17 protein-coding genes are annotated in these 18900 nt (G+C 63.4%); 12 read left to right on the forward strand and 5 right to left on the reverse strand.

What is annotated here, in order from left to right:
* Window positions 1-10: 10 nt before the first annotated feature.
* A complete protein-coding gene (locus QM609_RS08120) occupies window positions 11-787 on the forward strand; it encodes an alpha/beta hydrolase family protein (protein WP_050654648.1) in 777 nt (258 codons plus the stop codon).
* Here QM609_RS08120 and QM609_RS08125 read toward each other — a convergent pair.
* Entirely contained in the window at window positions 779-2383 is a 1605-nt protein-coding gene (locus QM609_RS08125) for an MFS transporter (protein WP_050654649.1), read from the reverse strand. The genes QM609_RS08120 and QM609_RS08125 overlap by 9 nt on opposite strands.
* 128 nt (window positions 2384-2511) lie before the next feature.
* On the opposite strand from QM609_RS08125, the gene QM609_RS08130 reads away from it, so the two are divergent.
* From QM609_RS08130 to era, 5 genes are all read left to right on the forward strand, one after another.
* Complete coding sequence (locus QM609_RS08130) at window positions 2512-3207, forward strand: TetR/AcrR family transcriptional regulator (protein ID WP_007731067.1); 696 nt, start codon at window positions 2512-2514, stop codon at window positions 3205-3207.
* Between the two features lie 112 nt (window positions 3208-3319).
* Window positions 3320-4408, forward strand: coding sequence for a PhoH family protein (locus QM609_RS08135; protein WP_003944580.1), 1089 nt, complete (start codon window positions 3320-3322; stop codon window positions 4406-4408).
* A 48-nt stretch (window positions 4409-4456) separates the two neighbouring features.
* The gene (gene ybeY / locus QM609_RS08140; RefSeq protein WP_003944525.1) at window positions 4457-4999 is read left to right on the forward strand and encodes an rRNA maturation RNase YbeY; all 543 of its coding nucleotides are present in this window, start codon (window positions 4457-4459) and stop codon (window positions 4997-4999) included.
* A gap of 21 nt (window positions 5000-5020) precedes the next feature.
* The gene (locus QM609_RS08145) at window positions 5021-6325 is read left to right on the forward strand and encodes a hemolysin family protein (RefSeq protein WP_003944509.1); all 1305 of its coding nucleotides are present in this window, start codon (window positions 5021-5023) and stop codon (window positions 6323-6325) included.
* Between the two features lie 24 nt (window positions 6326-6349).
* The gene (gene era, locus QM609_RS08150; RefSeq protein WP_003944451.1) at window positions 6350-7267 is read left to right on the forward strand and encodes a GTPase Era; all 918 of its coding nucleotides are present in this window, start codon (window positions 6350-6352) and stop codon (window positions 7265-7267) included.
* Window positions 7268-7339: 72 nt separating this feature from the next.
* Here the strand turns inward: era and QM609_RS08155 are convergent, their stop codons facing one another.
* Both QM609_RS08155 and QM609_RS08160 read right to left on the reverse strand, forming a co-directional pair.
* Window positions 7340-7894, reverse strand: a complete 555-nt coding sequence (locus QM609_RS08155) for a TetR/AcrR family transcriptional regulator (RefSeq protein WP_050654650.1) — start codon at window positions 7892-7894, stop codon at window positions 7340-7342.
* Between the two features lie 4 nt (window positions 7895-7898).
* Window positions 7899-9317: an amidase gene (locus QM609_RS08160; protein WP_050654651.1), complete on the reverse strand. Its 1419-nt coding sequence runs from the start codon at window positions 9315-9317 to the stop codon at window positions 7899-7901.
* A gap of 329 nt (window positions 9318-9646) precedes the next feature.
* Here QM609_RS08160 and kdpF point away from each other — a divergent pair, with 329 nt between their 5' ends.
* From kdpF to QM609_RS08190, 6 genes are read left to right on the forward strand one after another with little or no spacing between them, the layout of a single operon-like run.
* The gene (gene kdpF, locus QM609_RS08165) at window positions 9647-9745 is read left to right on the forward strand and encodes a K(+)-transporting ATPase subunit F (protein ID WP_007731078.1); all 99 of its coding nucleotides are present in this window, start codon (window positions 9647-9649) and stop codon (window positions 9743-9745) included.
* Complete coding sequence (kdpA, locus tag QM609_RS08170; protein ID WP_003944472.1) at window positions 9745-11430, forward strand: potassium-transporting ATPase subunit KdpA; 1686 nt, start codon at window positions 9745-9747, stop codon at window positions 11428-11430. The genes kdpF and kdpA overlap by 1 nt, the downstream gene beginning before the upstream one ends.
* Complete coding sequence (gene kdpB / locus QM609_RS08175; RefSeq protein ID WP_050654652.1) at window positions 11427-13532, forward strand: potassium-transporting ATPase subunit KdpB; 2106 nt, start codon at window positions 11427-11429, stop codon at window positions 13530-13532. Before kdpA ends, kdpB begins: the two co-directional genes overlap by 4 nt.
* Before the next feature lie 6 nt (window positions 13533-13538).
* Window positions 13539-14189 (forward strand): potassium-transporting ATPase subunit C, encoded by a 651-nt coding sequence (locus QM609_RS08180; protein ID WP_050654653.1) that lies wholly within the window; start codon window positions 13539-13541, stop codon window positions 14187-14189.
* 7 nt (window positions 14190-14196) lie between these two features.
* Entirely contained in the window at window positions 14197-16737 is a 2541-nt protein-coding gene (locus QM609_RS08185; protein WP_050654654.1) for a sensor histidine kinase, read from the forward strand.
* Window positions 16734-17414, forward strand: a complete 681-nt coding sequence (locus QM609_RS08190) for a response regulator (RefSeq protein WP_050654655.1) — start codon at window positions 16734-16736, stop codon at window positions 17412-17414. The genes QM609_RS08185 and QM609_RS08190 overlap by 4 nt, the downstream gene beginning before the upstream one ends.
* A gap of 9 nt (window positions 17415-17423) precedes the next feature.
* Here QM609_RS08190 and QM609_RS08195 read toward each other — a convergent pair whose 3' ends face one another.
* Both QM609_RS08195 and QM609_RS08200 read right to left on the reverse strand, forming a co-directional pair.
* Complete coding sequence (locus QM609_RS08195; protein WP_050654656.1) at window positions 17424-18404, reverse strand: zinc-binding alcohol dehydrogenase family protein; 981 nt, start codon at window positions 18402-18404, stop codon at window positions 17424-17426.
* Window positions 18401-18862, reverse strand: a complete 462-nt coding sequence (locus QM609_RS08200; protein WP_050654657.1) for a MarR family winged helix-turn-helix transcriptional regulator — start codon at window positions 18860-18862, stop codon at window positions 18401-18403. The genes QM609_RS08195 and QM609_RS08200 overlap by 4 nt, the downstream gene beginning before the upstream one ends.
* Window positions 18863-18900 lie beyond the last annotated feature (38 nt).

Below are 18900 nucleotides of genomic sequence, written 5' to 3' on the forward strand. Positions count from 1 at the left end.
GATTTCCTCGGTGCCTCGATTCAAGATTCCGTACGGCCGACACGAGCAGCAGTTCGGGCATCTCTACGTTCCCGACGGAGTCGTTGACGGCCCGATCCCGGTCGTCATGCAGATCCACGGCGGCTTCTGGAGCGGGCAGTACGGATTGACTCTGGGCACCGCATTTGCTGTCGAACTCGCGCGGCACGGCGTCGCGGTGTGGAACATCGAATACCGCCGTCTCGGGGCGGGCGGTGGTTGGCCGGAGATGTCCGCCGACGTGAAAACGGCATACGACGAAATCCCCGGACTGGTTGCCGCGAAGTCCTCGGCCGAATTGGATCTGAATCAGATTCGCTTGCTCGGGCATTCGGCCGGAGGACATCTTGCAGTGTGGCTGGCGGGGGAGAAGGACACGTTCACCCGGCCTGAACGGGTCATCGCCCAGGCGGCCGCACTCGATCTGGCGTCGGCAGGCGAGCGTGGACGACGGATCAGCTTCATCGAGGATCTGTTCGGCGTTCCGTTCGACGCGGACCCGGATCTGTATCGCAGTGCGTCGCCGCAGCATCGATTGCCGATCGGCGTCCCCGTTGTGTGCGTTACGGGTGCGGAGGACCTGCAGGTGCCGGCCAAGGTGAGCTCCCGGTACGCGAAAGCCGCGGAAGCGGCTGGTGATCCCGTGTCACTGCGTGTGATCGAGGGCGAAGGACACGACGCATTTCTCTCACCCTCGACCGAGTCGTGGCGGGTCTCCCGCGAGTTGGTTCTCGCCGAAGACCCGCTGGCTCCGAGCACGTCAGACTGACGCGGGGTCCACTTCCACAGGGGCCTTCTTGCCCGGCAGGATGAACGCCACGACAACTGCCCCCACGAACAGTGCAAGACCGCCCGCCCAACTGGCCGCCGAAATCGCGTCGGCGTAGGCACTGCCTGCGGCGTCGAGCAACGGCCCTGCCTGAGCTGCAGCCAACGGGTTGCCTGCCATCTCTTCGGCGACCAACGAAGCGCCGCCGACGGATTCGCCCGACACCTCCATCGCGTACGCGGCCTGTTGTGCAAGTTCGCCCGTCAACTGCGGAACCTGCATTCCATCGATGAATCCGGCAATCGAATCCTTGTAGCTCGCAGCGAGGATCGAGCCGAGGATCGCGATACCCAGCGAGCCGCCGAGTTCGATGGCGGTGTCGTTGAGGCCACCCGCAGCACCGAGATCGTCCTCGGAGAAGTTGTCCATGATGGCGTCGGTGGCCGGCGGTTCGCTGAGACCGATGCCCAGGCCGAGCAGGATCAGTGGGACTGCGAACATCCAGTAGCCCGAATCGCCGTCGACCTGCGTGAGAATCAGAACGCCGATCGCGGCGACCACCATGCCGCCGACGATGGACGCCCGGCCGCCGATCAGCGGAGTGATCCGCCCACTGACAACGGCGCCGATCGAAACGGCAATTGCCAAGGGCAGCAAACGAACACCGGTTTCGAGTGCGCCGTAGCCGAGGATGAACTGGAACTGCTGTGAGATGAAGTAGATGGCGCCGAAGGCGGCCAGGAACAGCAGAAGTACGGCGAGCGTCGCGCCGCCGACCATGCGCTGGCCGAGCTTACGGACGTCGAGCAGTGGCTGCGGGTGACGCAGTTCCCAGACGACGAACGAGACGAGGCCGATCGCAGCGAGTACCGCGGCACCGATGGGTCCGCCGGTCCACCCGAAGTGGAATCCGTTGATGATCGAGTACACGAGCGAGCCGATGGTGACCACCGAGAGTGCGCCGCCGATCCAGTCGATCCGGCCCAGGTGCTCGGCCTTGCTCGGCGGCACCAGAATTACGGCGGCGACGGCAGCGACTGCGGCGATCGGGACGTTGATCAGGAAAGTGATGCTCCAGGAATGACTGTCGAGAATCCATCCGGCCAACAGCGGACCGAGTGCAATCGCGAGACCCGACGTCGCCGCCCACGCCGCGATGGCGCGTGATCGCTCCGCTTTGGGAAAGGTAGCGACCAGAAGCGAAAGCGTCGCGGGCATGATGATCGCGGCGCCGACGCCCATGATCATTCGTGCCGCGATGACGGCGTTGGTGGTGTCCGCGATGCTGCCGAAGACGGCGCCGCCGGCGAACACGGCGAGTCCGGCGAGAAGTGCGCCGCGGCGACTGTACTTGTCACCGATCACGCCGAACAGCAGCATCAATGCGGCGTAGGGGACGGTGTAGCCGTCGATGACCCATTGAAGTTGCGTGCTGGTGAGGCCGAGGTCTCTGGTCATGTCCGGCGCCGCGACGATCAGCGCGGTATTCGCCATCACGACGATCAGCAGACTCAGGCACAACACCCCGAGCGCGGCCCACCGCCGTGAGTACGGCTGGTCCATCTCCGAGACAGGTTTGCTCATGAGTGTCGTCATGACGCGACTCCGTTCCTGATGATCGAAGACACTCCTCGATCTATTTGCACACTGATGTGTAAGTTAATAACTTGCACACCGATGTGCAACTATGATTGACCTAGATCACAGTTGGGCAGTCGAAAGAGGTGGAACGCGCATTGACGCATTCGGGCACAGTCGTTTCGGGAACTGCCGAATCGGGCGGACGGCAGCGTCGTAGTCAGGCCGCGGCCAATCGCAATCGCATCATCGAGGCGGCGATCACGGCGTTCGCTGCTGATCCGGATGCGAGCATGGACGACGTCGCAAAGGCCGCCGGTGTGGTCAGGCGAACCGTGTACGCGCATTTCGACAGCCGAGAGGCGCTGATCAACGGCATCGTGGACGAGGCGTCGACCGATCTCGTAGCTGCGCTGAGCCAAGCCGGCGAGCCGCCCGAGCGCCCGGATCTGGCGACTGCCGTACTGGCATTGCTGTCATGGCCGGTCGGTGATCGCTTCCGGATGCTGCTCAGCTTTGCTCGCAAAGAGTTGGGGGAGCAGCGGATTCTCGATCTGATGGAGCCCGCGCGCGCCGTGAGTATCAGCGTCGTCGAGCGCGGTCAGCGTGACGGAACCTTCTCGAAATACCTGCCGGCCGAGACTCTGGTAGCGATGACCGAGGCGATCACGATCACTTTGTTCGATCAGGCCAACAGTGGGCTGATCACGGACTCGGGCGAATCCTTTGCCGCCGTGTGCCTGGTCATCGCGGGTATCAGTCCGGACAGAAGCTCCGAGATCGTCGCCGAAGCGTCGGAATGGATCCGCGAATCGCTGCCGTCCGGTCGCCGCGAGGATTAGGCCGGGACGATTAACAAGTGGGCCGTGTCCGACTCTGGCGCTAGACTTCGAAGTATCGAGGCTCACGAGTCGAGTGGGCTGATCGGACCAGAAAGCAGGCCATATTCACCACGTGAGTGAACACAGTGAACTCGACGGGAACCGTGTAACTACCATCACCGAGCGCGCTCTGCCCGCAGAGCGCACCGTCCGTTCGAGTATGGATCTGGCGCCGGAGACCGTGCGTCAAATCCTGGGGGCGACGGACGAGAATCTCACCGCGATCGAACGTGAGCTTCGTGCCGACATTCATGTACGTGGCGGAACCATCTCCTTGTCGGGGACGGCTGCAGACGTGGCGCTGGCAGAACGTGTGTTCAGTGAATTGGCGTCGCTGGCCGGTCGAGGGCAGCCCATTGCCCCGGACGCTGTTCGACGAACCATCGGCATGCTCACCAACGAGGTCGGCGAGTCTCCGGCCGAGGTGCTCTCCCTCGACATTCTTTCGCGTCGGGGCAAGACGATTCGGCCGAAGACCCTCAACCAGAAACGCTACGTCGACGCCATCGACGAGAACACCATCGTGTTCGGAGTCGGCCCGGCCGGTACCGGCAAGACCTACCTCGCCATGGCCAAGGCCGTTCAGGCGTTGCAGGCCAAGCAGGTCTCTCGGATCATCTTGACCAGGCCGGCAGTCGAGGCCGGGGAGCGACTGGGCTTTCTGCCCGGCACGCTGCACGAGAAGATCGATCCGTATCTCCGCCCGCTGCACGACGCATTGCACGACATGATGGATCCCGAGGCGATTCCGAAGTTGATGCAGGCCGGAGTCATCGAGGTCGCTCCGCTCGCCTACATGCGTGGCCGGACGCTCAACGACGCCTTCATCATCTTGGACGAAGCGCAGAACACCACGGCCGAGCAGATGAAGATGTTCCTGACCCGCCTCGGGTTCGGTTCCAAAATCGTGGTCACCGGAGACGTGACCCAGGTCGATCTGCCGGGCGGGGCCCGTTCGGGTCTGCGCGCGGCATCCGAAATCCTCACCGGGATCGACGATATTCATTTCGCCACTCTCGACAGCAGCGACGTCGTACGTCATCGGCTGGTCTCTCACATCGTCGACGCTTACGAGCGTCACGAATCGGATCGGTCCGGCGAGTTGGCGGTCGGAAACCGGGCGCAGCGCCGCGCTGCACATGCTCATTCACCGCGACGGTAGGCTGAGCGACGCATCAACCCCTACTTTTCCCAGGAAAGAGCGTCGCACATGAGCATCGAGGTCTCGAACGAATCTGGCATGGACATCTCCGAACCGGAGTTGATCAGCGTTGCCCGTTTCGTGATCGCTCGGATGGATGTCCATCCGGCGGCCGAGCTGTCGATGGTTCTCGTCGACTCCGCGACGATGGCGGATCTGCACGTTCGCTGGATGGACCTGCCGGGTCCGACCGACGTCATGTCGTTCCCGATGGACGAACTCGAGCCGGGTGGCCGTCCCGATTCCCCCGAGCCGGGGCCGTCGATGCTCGGCGACATCGTGCTGTGTCCGTCTTTTGCCGCGGATCAGGCTGACAAGGCCGGGCATTCACTGGCTCACGAACTTGCCCTCCTGACCGTCCACGGTGTGTTGCACCTCCTCGGCTACGACCATGCGGAGCCGGAGGAGGAGAAGGAGATGTTCGGCTTGCAGAACAGCCTCCTCGAAGAGTGGTACGAAGACCTTCGCCGTATCGACCGCGAAGCAGCACTGGCCGAACGCGATCAGAAGCTGCTCGGTAAGACCGGTTTCGTCGACGGAGTGGACCGATAACAGTTATCCGGGGGTTCTGTAGTGAGTAGCGCCATAGCGCTCTTTGTTCTGGCGATTGCTCTTGTCCCGGTCGGTGGTGTGTTCGCGGCCGTCGACTCGGCGCTCAACACCATTTCGTCGGCGCGGATCGACGAGATGGCAAAGGAAGAGCGAGCCGGCGCCGCGCGAGTGCAACGCATCCTGACCGATCGTCCGCGATACGTGAATCTGATGGTCCTGCTTCGCATTTTGTGCGAGATCACGGCCACCGTCGTACTCGTGGGCGGCCTGATCGACGTCCTCTCGCTGGGCTGGGCACTGACCGTCACCGCGGTGATCATGGTTCTCGTCTCGTACGTGGTCATCGGCGTCGGACCGAGAACGCTTGGGCGCCAACATGCGTACTCCATCGCGATGGCCGCGTCGCTGCCACTGCTGTGGATCGGGGTTCTGCTGGGGCCGATCAGTCGCGTCCTGATCCTCGTGGGTAACGCATTGACCCCGGGTAAGGGCTTCCGCAACGGCCCGTTCGCGTCGGAAATCGAGTTGCGTGAACTCGTGGACATGGCGCAGGAACGTGGCGTCGTGGCCGACGAAGAACGCCGAATGATCCAGTCCGTCTTCGAGCTCGGAGACACGTCGGCACGCGAGGTGATGGTGCCGCGCACCGACATGGTGTGGATCGAGAACGACAAGAATGCCGGGCAGGCGACGTCGTTGGCCGTCCGCAGTGGTCACTCGCGCCTGCCGGTCATCGGGGAGAACGTCGACGACGTGCTCGGTGTCGTCTACCTCAAGGATCTGGTCAAGCAGACCTACCACCTGCCCGACGGCGGCCGGAACGTCAACGTCTGCGACGTCATGCGGCCTGCCGTCTTCGTTCCCGACTCGAAGCCGCTCGACAGCTTGCTGGCCGAGATGCAGCGCGACCGCAACCACATGGCGATACTCGTCGACGAGTACGGCGGAATCGCCGGGCTCGTCACGATCGAGGACGTCATCGAAGAGATCGTCGGTGAGATCGCCGACGAGTACGACGAGGACGAGACGCCGCCCATCGAGGATCTCGGTGACGGAATGTTCCGCGTATCCGCGAGACTTCCCATCGAAGACCTCGGTGAATTGTTCGATCTCGAACTCGAACTCGACGAGGTGGAGACCGTCGGCGGGCTGATCGGATACGTACTCGGCCGAGTGCCACTTCCCGGTTCCGAAGTGGAGTACGACGGTTTGATCCTGCGCGGCGAGGGAACCAATACGGGCCGAGGCCGGGTACGCATCAGCACGGTGTTCGTGCAGCGCATCCCGCCGTCCGAAGACGAAGAGACAGAAGACACCGATGACTGAGCGAGAGTTCAGCGAGGAGCAGTTATGAGCAAGAACGAATTCCGGTCAGGCTTCGTGTGTTTCGTGGGTCGACCCAATACGGGCAAGTCCACGCTGACCAACGCGTTGGTCGGCAGCAAGATCGCGATCACGTCCTCGCGCCCGCAGACGACGCGCCACACGATTCGCGGCATCGTTCACCGCGAGCATGCGCAGCTGATCCTGGTGGACACCCCTGGACTGCACAAGCCCCGCACTTTGCTCGGGCAGCGCCTCAATGACCTGGTTCGCGACACGTACTCCGAGGTCGACGTCATCTGCCTGTGCATCCCGGCCGACGAGGCCATCGGGCCCGGAGACCGCTGGATCGTGCAGCAGGTCCGTCAGATGGCGCCCAAGACCAAGCTTGTCGGCATCGTGACCAAGATCGACAAGGTCAGCCGCGACGCCGTCGGAAAGCAGTTGCTCGCGCTGTCCACCCTGCTCGGCCCCGAATCCGAGGTCGTTCCGGTGTCCGCGAAGTCGGGTGAACAGGTCGAGATCCTGGTCGACGTCCTCGCCGGTCTGATGGACGAGGGCCCGGCCTTCTACCCGGACGGCGAATTGACGGACGAGCCCGAAGAGGTGCTCATGGCCGAACTGATCCGTGAGGCTGCGCTCGAGGGGCTCGGCGAAGAATTGCCGCACTCTCTGGCTGTGGTGATCGAGGAGGTCATCCCGCGTGAGGGTCGCACCGAGAAGCAGGGCGAGATGCTCGACGTGCATGCGTTGCTCTACGTCGAGCGGCCCAGTCAGAAGGGCATCGTCATCGGTAAGGGCGGGGCGCGTCTGCGGGAAGTCGGTACCAGTGCGCGCCTGCAGATCGAGAAGCTGCTCGGTGTGCGGATCTTCCTGGAGCTGCACGTCAAGGTCGCCAAGGACTGGCAGCGCGACCCGAAGCAGCTCGGCCGGCTGGGCTTCTAGGGCCTTCGGCCCCGTGAGCGGTTAACCTTCGGCCCCGTGAGCGGTTAAGGAGTCCAGGGACTGCCTAACCGCTCACAGGGGCCGGAGGACCCTGAGGATCGCCGCGCCGATGTCCTGCTCGTCGACGCCGGTGGCCAGGCGTCGGAGTTGGAGCCCGGTGATGACGGCGACGAGCGTCGATGCAATCGACTCCGGATCAGGTACACCGAGTGCCGTCAGAATCGTGACGGTCAAATCGTCGTAGGCGGCAAAGCATTCGACGGCGACTTCGTGGAGTTCGTGGTCGCGCCCGGCGGCGATGTACATCTCGAACGGCGCGATCCGCTCCGCCGAGAACGAAAGATCTCGCGTCACCTTTTCGGCTATTGCCGCGGCGTCCTCGACGCTCAGACCTTTGTCGCGGTACTCCTCGGCCAAGGCGCGCAGGCGCGTCGTCTCGTCGGTCACGAAACGAGACAGCGCGGCCCGCAGCATGTCCGACTGGCTGGCGAAGTGATACGTGATCGATCCGAGTGAGACGCCGGCCTGCGCGGCGATGCGCCGGTTGCTCACACCCGGGATGCCGTCGGTACCGACGACGTGCAGAACGGCGTCGAGTATTCGCGCGCGGACGTCCCTGTTACTCATCGAGTCACCACCACGGCTCGGGGCGGACCTGATCCCAACGCAGGACCGATTCCAATTGTGAAGCGAGGGAGACCAACAGAGGTTCGGTGTTCTCGTTGCCCATCAACTGCGCACCGATGGGAAGGCCGGTGTTGCTGAACCCGGCCGGTACGTTGACCGAGGGCCAGCCGAGGACGTTCCACGGCCACGCGTACGGGCAGGCGCCGGTCATGACCTTGTCTGTGTCCCAGCCACCGATGCCGTCGATCGCGGTCGCCATGATCGGTGGAGTTGCCGTCGTGGGTGCCAGGACGACGTCGTAGGTGTCGAAGATCGCTCCGATCCGCTTTCGCATCCGCGGCTCGGCCGCGCGGGCCGCGCGCAGAGGTGCGCCGCGAAGTAGCTTGCCGTTCTGGGCATTTCCGCGTGTTCTGGCATCGACCAGTGTCGGGTCGGGAACGCGTCCGAGCCAGTCGTGGACCCCGACGAGCGAGCGGGGCAGAAAGTTCAGGCCGAAGATCAGGCCGTATGCGGGATCGTCGACGACGACATGGTGTCCGAGTTCCCGCAGCGTGTCGGCGATCGAATGCACGGCCAGGCGCACTTCCGGGTCCAGCTTCACGGGAGTGGCGGTGAACGGATTGCGAAGGGAAAGCGCGATTTTCAGTTTTCCGGGGTCGCGTCCCACCGCGTCGCTGACGGTGACCGGTGTCGGCTTGTGGAGATCGCCGTCATGGTTGCCGGCAGCGACGTCGAGCAGCAGTGCCGCGTCGGCGACGGTGCGAGCGAGCGGGCCGTTGACCGTCAGGCCGTAGAACGCTTCGGCGTCGGGCCAGGTGGAGATGCGCCCGCGCTGCGGTTTGATTCCGACGAGGTTGGTCCAGGCCGCAGGGATTCGGATGGAACCGGCACCGTCGGAACCGATTCCGGCGCTGACCAATCCGGCGGCGACGGCCGCGGCGGTGCCGCCCGACGATCCGCCTGGAGTGTGGTGACGCGACCACGGATTGCGCGTGTAACCGAAGGCTGAACCGCTCGTGAGCGGCCACTGGCCCAATTCCGGACTGTTGGTCTTGCCCACGATCACTGCGCCGGCGTCGCGAAGGCGTCGAATCATCTCCGAGTCCTCGGTCTTGGCCGGGAAATCGCCAGGGCAACCGAAGGCCGTGGGTTCGCCGGTGATGTCGACGTCGTCCTTCACTGCGATCGGCACACCGAGCAGCGGCAGACGCTCGCCGCGTGCGAGACGTCTGTCGGCCTCGGCAGCTTCCTCGAGTGCCTTCTCTCGCCGCACGATCTTGAACGCATTGAGGTGAGGCTGAGTGGCCTCGATCCGGCTCAGCGTTGCCTCCGTGGCCGCGACGGACGAGGTTGCGCCCGAGGCCAGGCTCGCAACCTGGTCGACAAGACCGGGGGCGAGATCGTGGTCGGTTCGAGAAGTCATCAGGTTCCCTTCGCAAAACTGTTCGTTCGAACGAACAGTAACTTGTTTCAGTATTAGTGAACTTCGGTTTCGCGTCAAGATCGCGTCAAGACGCCAGGTCAGTGCGTAAGCGGATCGTCAGAGACGCGGAATCGGCCTTTCCGGAGGTCGAAGCTGAGAGAGCGCATCCGGTCGAGGGCGACCGCGCGTCATGGCTGCGATGCACAGCAGCACGGCAAAAGATTTCGAAGAGGGAAGCTCATGGCCGATCTGGCCTACGTTGCTCTGATTCTCGGCGGTTTTCTCGTGTGCGCGCTGGTACTGCGCGCCCTACAGGCGAGCGCTCCCAAATGACGGTTGCCGGTGTGGTCAGCGTGGTTCTGATCGCCGTCGCCGCGGCATTGGTCATCTACCTGCTCGTTGCACTCGTAGATCCTGAGAGGTTCTGATGTCGCCCGCTCTTGCAGCCGGCCTGCAGATCGCTTTTGTCCTCGTCGTTCTGGCAATCGCCTACGTCCCGGTGGGCGACTACATGGCGCGTGTTTACTCGTCGACGCGAGATCTTCGGGTCGAGAGTGTGATCTACCGCGTCGGTCGGATCGACTCCAGGGCCGAGCAGACGTGGTACGGCTACGCCGCAAGCGTTCTCGGATTCTCGCTGGCCAGCGCATTGTTCCTGTACTTCCTGCAGCGGATTCAGGGAGTACTGCCGCTGAGTGACGGTCTGTCCGGGGTCAGTCCCGCCGTAGCGTTCAACACTGCGATTTCGTTTGTGGCGAACACCAACTGGCAGTCGTACACGCCGGAAACGACGATGAGCAACTTCGTTCAGCCCGTCGGTCTGGCGGTGCAGAACTTCGTCTCGGCAGCGGTCGGCATGGCGGTGGCCATCGCATTGGTTCGCGGCTTCATTCGGGTGGCCAGGGGCGGCGAGATCGGCAACTTCTGGGTCGATCTGACGCGTGGTTCTCTGCGCATCCTCCTCCCGTTCTCCTTCGTGATCGCCCTGATCCTGTTGAGCCAGGGAGTGATCCAGTCGTTCCACAGCGGTTTCGCCTCCACCGGCCTCGACGGCAATGCGGTCACCAATGCACTGGCCCCCGTCGCGTCCCAGGAAGCGATCAAGGAACTCGGCACCAACGGTGGCGGGATCTTGGCTGCCAACTCGGCGCACCCGTTCGAGAACCCCACCCCGTTGAGCAATGTCGTCGAGATCCTGGCGATCCTGTTGATTCCGGTCTGCCTCACCCGAACGTTCGGAACTCTCGTCGGGGATCGTAGGCAAGGCCTCACCCTGCTGGCAGTGATGGGAATCCTGTGGAGCGGGCTGCTCGCAGTCACGCTCGCTGCCGAATCCGGCGCACGCGGTGTTGCCGCCACAGCAGCTGGTTCGATGATGGAGGGCAAGGAAGTTCGCTTCGGAATCCCCGGATCGGCGTTGTTCGCGGTGGCGACCACGGGAACGTCGACGGGCGCGGTGAACTCGGCCCACGACAGCATGTCCCCCCTCGGCGGCGGCGCGGTCCTGCTCAACATGTTGCTCGGCGAAATTGCGCCAGGTGGAGTCGGAACCGGCCTCTACGGGATTCTTGTGCTGGCATTGATCGCAGTGTTCGTCGGCGGACTGCTGGTCGGTCGCACGCCCGAATATCTCGGCAAGAAGTTGGGTCGACGCGAGATCACCCTTGCGGCGCTGTCGATTCTGGTCATGCCCGCGCTGGTCTTGATCGGTACCGCCATCACCGTCATCCTCGGTTCGACCACCGGTTATCAAGGCAATGGGGGAGATCCGGGTACGCCGGGATCGATCCACGGGTTCAGTGAGGTGCTTTACGCCTTCGCCTCCGCCTCGAACAACAACGGCAGCGCCTTCGGCGGTCTGACGGTCACCAGCGACTGGTTCCAGTCGTCTCTCGGAATCTGCATGCTTCTCGGCCGATTCCTGCCGATCATCTTCGTTCTCGCTTTGGCCGGTGCTCTTGCCTCGCAGAAGAAGGTGGCGCCGACGGCCGGCACCCTCCCGACGTCCGGACCGATGTTCACGGGTTTGTTGACCGGCACCGTCGTTCTTGTTGCTGCACTTACATTCTTCCCGGCCCTCGCGCTGGGCCCGCTAGCGGAGGCTCTTCAATGACCGTGCGTATCAGTGAGAAACCCGTGGTAGCGCAAGACGCTGCCGACAAGGTTGATCCAGGGCAGTCCCGTCAAGTACACGCAGGCGTTTTCAACCCGCGGCAGATGATCACCGCGTTGCCGGGGGCCGTGCGCAAACTCGACCCACGCCACCTCGCCCGCAACCCGGTCATGTTCGTGGTGTTCGTCGGTTCCGTCATCACCACTGTCATGGCGATCGCCGATCCCTCGGTGTTCTCCTGGGTGATCACCCTGTGGCTCTGGTTCACGGTGATCTTCGCGAACCTCGCCGAATCCGTGGCCGAAGGGCGCGGCAAGGCGCAGGCGGCGAGCCTGCGAAAGGTGAAGCAGGACACCACAGCACATCGGATCACGATGAGCGGTGCGATCGAATCGGTTTCCGGCACCGAACTGGTGGTCGGCGATCGGGTGATAGTGGTTGCCGGCGAGGTCATCCCCGGCGACGGCGACGTGGTCGAAGGTATTGCCTCCGTAGACGAATCGGCGATCACCGGTGAATCCGCGCCGGTGGTCCGTGAATCCGGTGGTGACCGGTGCGCCGTCACCGGTGGTACGACGGTTCTCTCGGACCGCATCGTCGTGGAAATCACCGCAGCACCGGGCAGTTCGTTCGTGGACCGGATGATCGCGCTCGTCGAGGGTGCTTCACGTCAGAAGACACCCAACGAGATTGCGCTCAACATCCTGCTCGCGTCGTTGACCGTCATCTTCCTCCTCGCCGTCGTAGCCATCGGCCCGATGGGCTTGTACGCGGGGCACGAGCAGGATCCGATCAAGCTGATCGCACTTCTCGTCTGCCTGATCCCGACGACCATCGGAGCGCTGCTCTCGGCGATCGGTATCGCGGGCATGGACCGCCTCGTCCAGCGCAACGTTCTCGCGATGTCGGGACGCGCGGTGGAAGCTGCGGGCGACATCGACACCCTGTTGATGGACAAGACCGGAACCATCACTTTCGGTAACCGCCGGGCCACCGCACTCCATCCGGCGCCCGGTGTATCCGCCGACGATCTTGCTGCGGCAGCTCGCTTGTCGAGCCTGGCCGACGGAACTCCCGAGGGACGGAGCATCGTCGAGCTGTGCGCAGCGGATTTCGGTCTCGCTGCCGAGCCGACGCTGGACGAGGAACGCGCAGAGTTCGTTCCGTTCACGGCACAAACCCGGATGAGCGGACTCGACCATTCCGGACGCCAAATCCGAAAGGGTGCAGCAGATGCGGTGATGAACTGGGTCGTCAGTGGCGGTGGACACGCGGAGAGCGCGGTGACCGACACCGTGAACGACATCGCCCAAGCGGGCGGAACGCCGCTGGTAGTTGCCGTCAAGCATGGTGAGAGTACCTCGATCCTCGGCGTGATCGCGTTGTCCGACGTCGTAAAGCCGGGAATGGCTGACAGGTTCGCCGAACTCCGGGCGATGGGTATTCGCACGATCATGATCACCGGCGACAATCCGTTGACCGCGAAGGCGATTGCCGACGAGGCGGGCGTCGACGACTTCATGGCGGAGGCCACCCCGGAAGACAAACTGGCCCTGATCCGGAAGGAACAGGAAGGCGGACGTCTCGTCGCGATGACAGGTGACGGGACCAATGATGCTCCCGCCCTTGCCCAGGCGGATGTCGGGGTCGCGATGAACACGGGAACCTCGGCAGCCAAAGAGGCCGGGAACATGGTCGATCTCGATTCCGATCCCACCAAGCTGATCGAGGTGGTGGAAATCGGCAAGCAATTGCTGATCACCCGCGGCGCGTTGACCACATTCTCGTTGGCGAACGACCTGGCGAAGTATTTCGCAATCCTGCCGGCCTTGTTCAGCGGCATCTACCCGCAGCTGGACGCGTTGAACATCATGCGTCTCGCCACCCCCGAATCGGCGATCGTCTCGGCCGTGATCTTCAACGCCTTGGTGATCATCGGTTTGATTCCGTTGGCACTCAAGGGTGTTCGATACCGACCGTCGACGGCATCGCAGTTGCTCGGACGTAACCTGCTCGTCTACGGTCTCGGCGGTGTGATCACACCGTTCGTCGGTATCTGGTTGATCGATCTCGTCGTACGTTTGATTCCTGGAATTGGGTGACCTGACATGCGTTTCACTATCGGTTTTGCCAAACAGGTGTGGGCGGGTTTGCTCGTATTGCTCGCGCTCACCGTCGTTCTCGGTGTGGTCTATCCCGCCGCGGTGTGGGGTGTCAGCCGGATCAGCTCCGGATCTGCCGAAGGCTCACCGGTCACCGATGCCGCCGGTTGCGTGGTCGGCAGTGCCTGGGTGGGTGTCGATCCGCAGGTCGCCGAAGGGCAGCAGGACCCGTTCTTCCACAATCGTGTTGTCGGATCCGTTTCGGACGAGGATCCGTTTGCCACCGGTGATCCCGCTGCGGCACTGCCGTCCAACCAGGGGCCGAGCAGCGAGATTCTGGCCGGATTCGTCATCGAGCGCCGGGCAGCCATCGCGGCACGTGAGGGTGTCGACCCGGCATCGGTTCCCGTCGACGCAGTCACCGGTTCGGGCTCGGGTATCGATCCCCACATCAGTCCGGCGTACGCCCAACTGCAGGTCGCGAGGGTGGCGGCGAACAACGGCATCTCGGAAGACCAGGTGCGGGACTTGGTGGCCGAGCACACCGACGGTCGGCAACTCGGATTTCTCGGAGCCGAGCGAGTCAACGTCCTGGAATTGAACCTGGCACTCGGATTGACGGCACCTACGTGTGCTGCACCGACGACTGGTGGATGATTGTCACGTGAGTTCTTCGGAGAAGGTCGGTCAATCTTTCGGTAGGGCACGCAAACGTGGTGAATTGCGTATCTACCTCGGCGCTGCGCCCGGCGTCGGAAAGACCTTCGCGATGCTCGGTGAGGCTCATCGGCGTCGAGATCGTGGCTGTGACGTGGTCGCGGCCGTCGTGGAGACACACGGCCGCGCCCGCACCGCGGCGCAGATCGGAGACCTCGAAATAGTGCCGCCCAAGCTGGTGGATTATCGCGGAACACGGATGCCGGAACTGGACGTCGAGGCCGTGTTGGCTCGGCGTCCGGCCCTTGTCCTGGTGGACGAGTTGGCACATACCAACACGCCAGGGAGCAAGAATCACAAGCGCTGGCAGGACGTACAGGAACTGCTCGAAGCCGGGATCGACGTTCTGTCCACGGTCAACGTGCAACACCTCGAAAGCCTCAACGACGTTGTCGCGCACATCACCGGCGTGGTTCAGCAGGAGACGGTTCCGGACGCGGTAGTGCGTAGTGCGGCGCAGGTCGAGCTGGTCGACATCACCCCGGAGGCGCTGCGCCGCAGACTTTCTCACGGAAACGTGTATTCACCGGAACGGGTCGATGCGGCCTTGGGCAATTACTTCAGACGCGGAAACCTCACGGCGCTACGCGAACTGGCTCTGCTGTGGGTGGCCGATCAGGTGGACGCCGCACTGGCGAAATACCGGGCCGAGAACAAGATCACCGATACCTGGGAAGCGCGCGAGCGTGTCGTCGTTGCCGTGACCGGGGGACCGGAGTCGGAAACCCTGGTACGACGCGCATCTCGAATCGCGTCGAAGTCGAGCGCCGAGCTGATGGTGGTCCACGTCGTACGCGGTGACGGACTCACCGGTGTCTCGGCCCCCGAGATGGGCAAGGTGCGCGCGTTGGCTGTCGGAGTCGGCGCCACGCTTCACACTGTTGTCGGTGACGACGTACCGTCGACGCTCCTCGAGTTCGCGCGTGAGGAGAACGCCACACAGTTGGTGCTGGGAACGTCGCGGCGTTCCCGCCTGGCTCGCATCCTCGACGAGGGGATCGGCGCTGCGGTGGTTCAGCAGTCCGGTGGTATCGACGTTCACATGGTCACGCACGAGGAAGCGACGGCGCGACGACGCATTTCGGTGCTGGGGCGCTCGGAGCGCCGGGTCCTGTCGTGGATTGCGGCGATCGTCGTGCCTTCGCTCGCGGCCGCGATCATGGGTCTCGTCGACCGGATCTCCGGGGTCAACGGCGAGAACGCGCTGTTCTTCGTCGTGGTCGTTCTGGTCGCCCTCCTCGGCGGCGTCGGCCCGGCGATATTGTCGGCCCTGATCTCGGGACTGCTGCTCAATTACTTCTTCACCGATCCGCGGTACAGCTTCACCATCGCCGAACCTGACAACTTCATCACCACTGTCGTGCTGTTGATCGTGGCTGTGGCAGTTGCCGTTCTGGTCGACGCCGCAGCAAAGCGCGCCCGCGAGGCGAAGCGCGCATCCGAGGAAGCCGAACTGCTCACACTGTTCGCGGGATCAGTTCTCCGCGGAGCGGATCTGTCGACACTTCTGGCGAAGGCACTCGAAATCTATCGCCAGCGAGGGGTTTCCGTCATTCATCACGACGACGGAGTCATCGCCGCCGTGGGTACGCAGCCGCCGACCACGGACGACGAAGCGGATACGGTCTGTGAGGTCAACGACGGGGAATACGCGCTGTTGTTGGCTGGGCCCGACCTGAGTGCGCGGGATCGACGAGTGCTGACGGTGGTGGCTCACCAAGCAGTTGGGATGATCCGCCAGGAGAAACTGACAGTCGAGGCGAGCAAGGCTGCCGCGCTCACCGAGGCTGATCAACTGCGTCGAGCCCTGCTGTCAGCGGTAAGCCATGACCTGCGAACGCCTCTCGCCGGAGTGAAGGCGGCGGTGTCGAGTCTGCGCAGCGACGACATCGAGTTCTCGGCCGAAGACACCGCTGAATTGTTGGCAACCATCGAGGAGTCGGCGGATCAGTTGACGGCGCTGGTCGGGAACTTGCTCGACTCGTCCCGACTTGCCGCCGGGGTGGTGAAACCCACGCTGCGGCCGGTGTATCTGGACGAGGTGGTTCACCGCGCGTTGCTGGGCCTCGGCATCGGTGGACGCTCGGATTCGCGGGCTCGAAGTGTAGTCGTCGACGTGGGTACCGTTGCAGTGCAAGCAGATCAAGGTCTGCTCGAGCGGGTGATTGCGAACATCGTCGACAACGCTCTGCGCTACGGGGGAGAAACCCCGGTGCGCGTCGGGGCGGCGCAACTCGGTGATCGTGTGGTGATCAGTGTTGCCGATACGGGCCCAGGTGTTCCGCGAGGTGAGGCCGAAACGATGTTCCAGCCGTTCCAACGGATGGGAGATCGCGACAACACCGGCGGAGTGGGCCTCGGACTTTCCGTGGTGCGCGGATTTGTCGATGCGATGGGCGGAACGGTCAGCGCCACAGACACACCTGGTGGGGGATTGACGATGATCGTGGAGTTGGCTGCGGCCGGTACGAATGGGAATGGATCATGAGTCGAATCCTGGTAGTGGACGACGAACCGCAGATTCTGCGAGCTCTGCGTATCAATCTTTCGGTGCGCGGGTACGAGGTGGTGACCGCGTCGACGGGCGCCGGTGCCTTGCGGGCTGCTGCCGAGCGTCCACCGGACGTCGTGGTACTCGATCTCGGACTGCCCGACATGGACGGCACCGAAGTGCTTGCCGGCCTGCGTGGCTGGTGCACGGCGCCGGTCATCGTGCTGTCGGCGCGCACGGATTCCGCGGACAAGGTCGAGGCTCTCGACGCCGGTGCGGACGACTACGTCACCAAGCCCTTCGGGATGGACGAGTTTCTGGCCCGCGTGCGCGCTGCGGCGAGGCGGGGAACCTCCGCGGCGGACACTTCGGAACCGTCGGTCGAGACCGCGTCCTTCACGGTGGACTTGGCTGCGAAAACAGTGAGTCGGCGCGGTAAACAGGTGCACCTGACTCCGACCGAGTGGGGCATGCTCGAGATGCTTGTGCGCAACCGCGGAAAGCTGGTCGGGCAGAAGGAGTTGCTTCGGGAAGTGTGGGGACCGGCGTACGACACCGAGACCCACTATCTGCGTGTCTACCTGGCTCAACTTCGTCGGAAGCTCGAGGATGACCCGGCGAACCCCAAGCATCTGATCACCGAGGCAGGAATGGGTTATCGATTCGTGGTGTGAGAAGCCAGGTCAGAGCACAACTACCAATTTGCCACGTGCCGTACCGGCTTCGATCTTGGCATGTGCTCGCGCGATGTCCTCGAACGCGAACACCTCGTCGATCGGTACCACCGCCTCGCCTGACGCGACAGCGGAGAGGAAGTCTTGCAGTACGTCGGCAGGCAGGTCGGACGCGTCCCCACCGTACGAGGTCAATCGCACTCCGCGTGGAATGTAGTCGATCGGATAAAAGTCTTTGACTGTCCACTCGTTGGACAGCATTCCCGTGAAACATACGGTGCCGTGAACGCGGGTCGCGCGCAACGTGTCGGGAAGTGTTGGTGTTCCGACCAATTCGAGGGCCAGATCAACACCGCCCGGGAGGATGTCTCGAACCTGGCCGGCCACAGCACCGTCGTCGACGATAACGTGGTCAACCCCGATCGCGGTCAACGACGACGCTTTGTTCGCATCTCGGGTGGTCGCAAGGACAGTGAGTCCCCACTGCTTCGCCAGGACTGCGGTTGCCATGCCGACCGAGGAGGTTCCTCCCCGGATCAACAGGGATTGACCGGATTTCGCGTCCAGTCCTACCGTCAGCGAGCCGTAGGACGTCTGCAGCATCTCGGGAACAGCTCCCACTGTCGACCAGTCCAGTTCGCTCGAGAAGGGAACGACCTGACTGACGGGAACGCACGTGTACTCGGCATAACCGCCGTCGAACGTCCTCCCCATCCCACCCATCATGGCGGCGACTTGCCGGCCTTCGGTGAGCTCCCCGCCGGGGCAGTTCACCACTTCGCCGACGGCCTCGATGCCCAGCACCCTCGGGAATGTCACGCCTTCGGCGAGGCCGAGGCGGGTGTGAAGTTCGGATCGATTGAGGCCGAAAGCCTTCACCCGGACAAGTACCCAGCCCGCAATCGGCACGGGTATCGGAATCACTTTGCTAGTCAATGCTTCTGGCGGGCCGGGGGCGTCGAGCACGATTGCACGCATTGTGTCGGTCATGCTTTTTCCTTCGTGGTCGGTGTCAGGCTTCGGTTGGCTTCACGCAGCGTGGCCAGTGTGGCGCCGAACCGATCGAGAGCGTCGGGCGTCAGCACGGAACCGAGACGGCGCTCCAATTCGTCGTCGAACGTTGCCTTCGCCCGCCGCAACAGCTCATTGCCCTCGGGAGTCAACTCGATGAGTGAGGATCGTTTGTCGGTGGGATTGGATTTTCGACGGCAGTGTCCAGCCGCTTCGATTCGATCCACCAGCTTGCTCGTGCCACCGACGGTGATCGCGAGGGCCTCGGCGATGTCGAAGACCCGACAGGAGCCGAGCCTGTCGATGATCTGCATCGGCTCGAATCGACTCAGTGGCAGGTCGTGCTCGATTCGGAGTCGCTGGTCGACGGCCGTCCACAGTTCGGTTTCGAAGCGGACGAGGTTGTCGAAGTGCCTGCTCAGGGCTGATCTGGTCAAGAGCAGACTCCGAACCGATATGCATTCCGTGGAATCAT

It is taken from the genome of Rhodococcus sp. IEGM 1302, assembly GCF_030056935.1.
GTDB classification, from domain to species: domain Bacteria; phylum Actinomycetota; class Actinomycetes; order Mycobacteriales; family Mycobacteriaceae; genus Rhodococcus_F; species Rhodococcus_F qingshengii.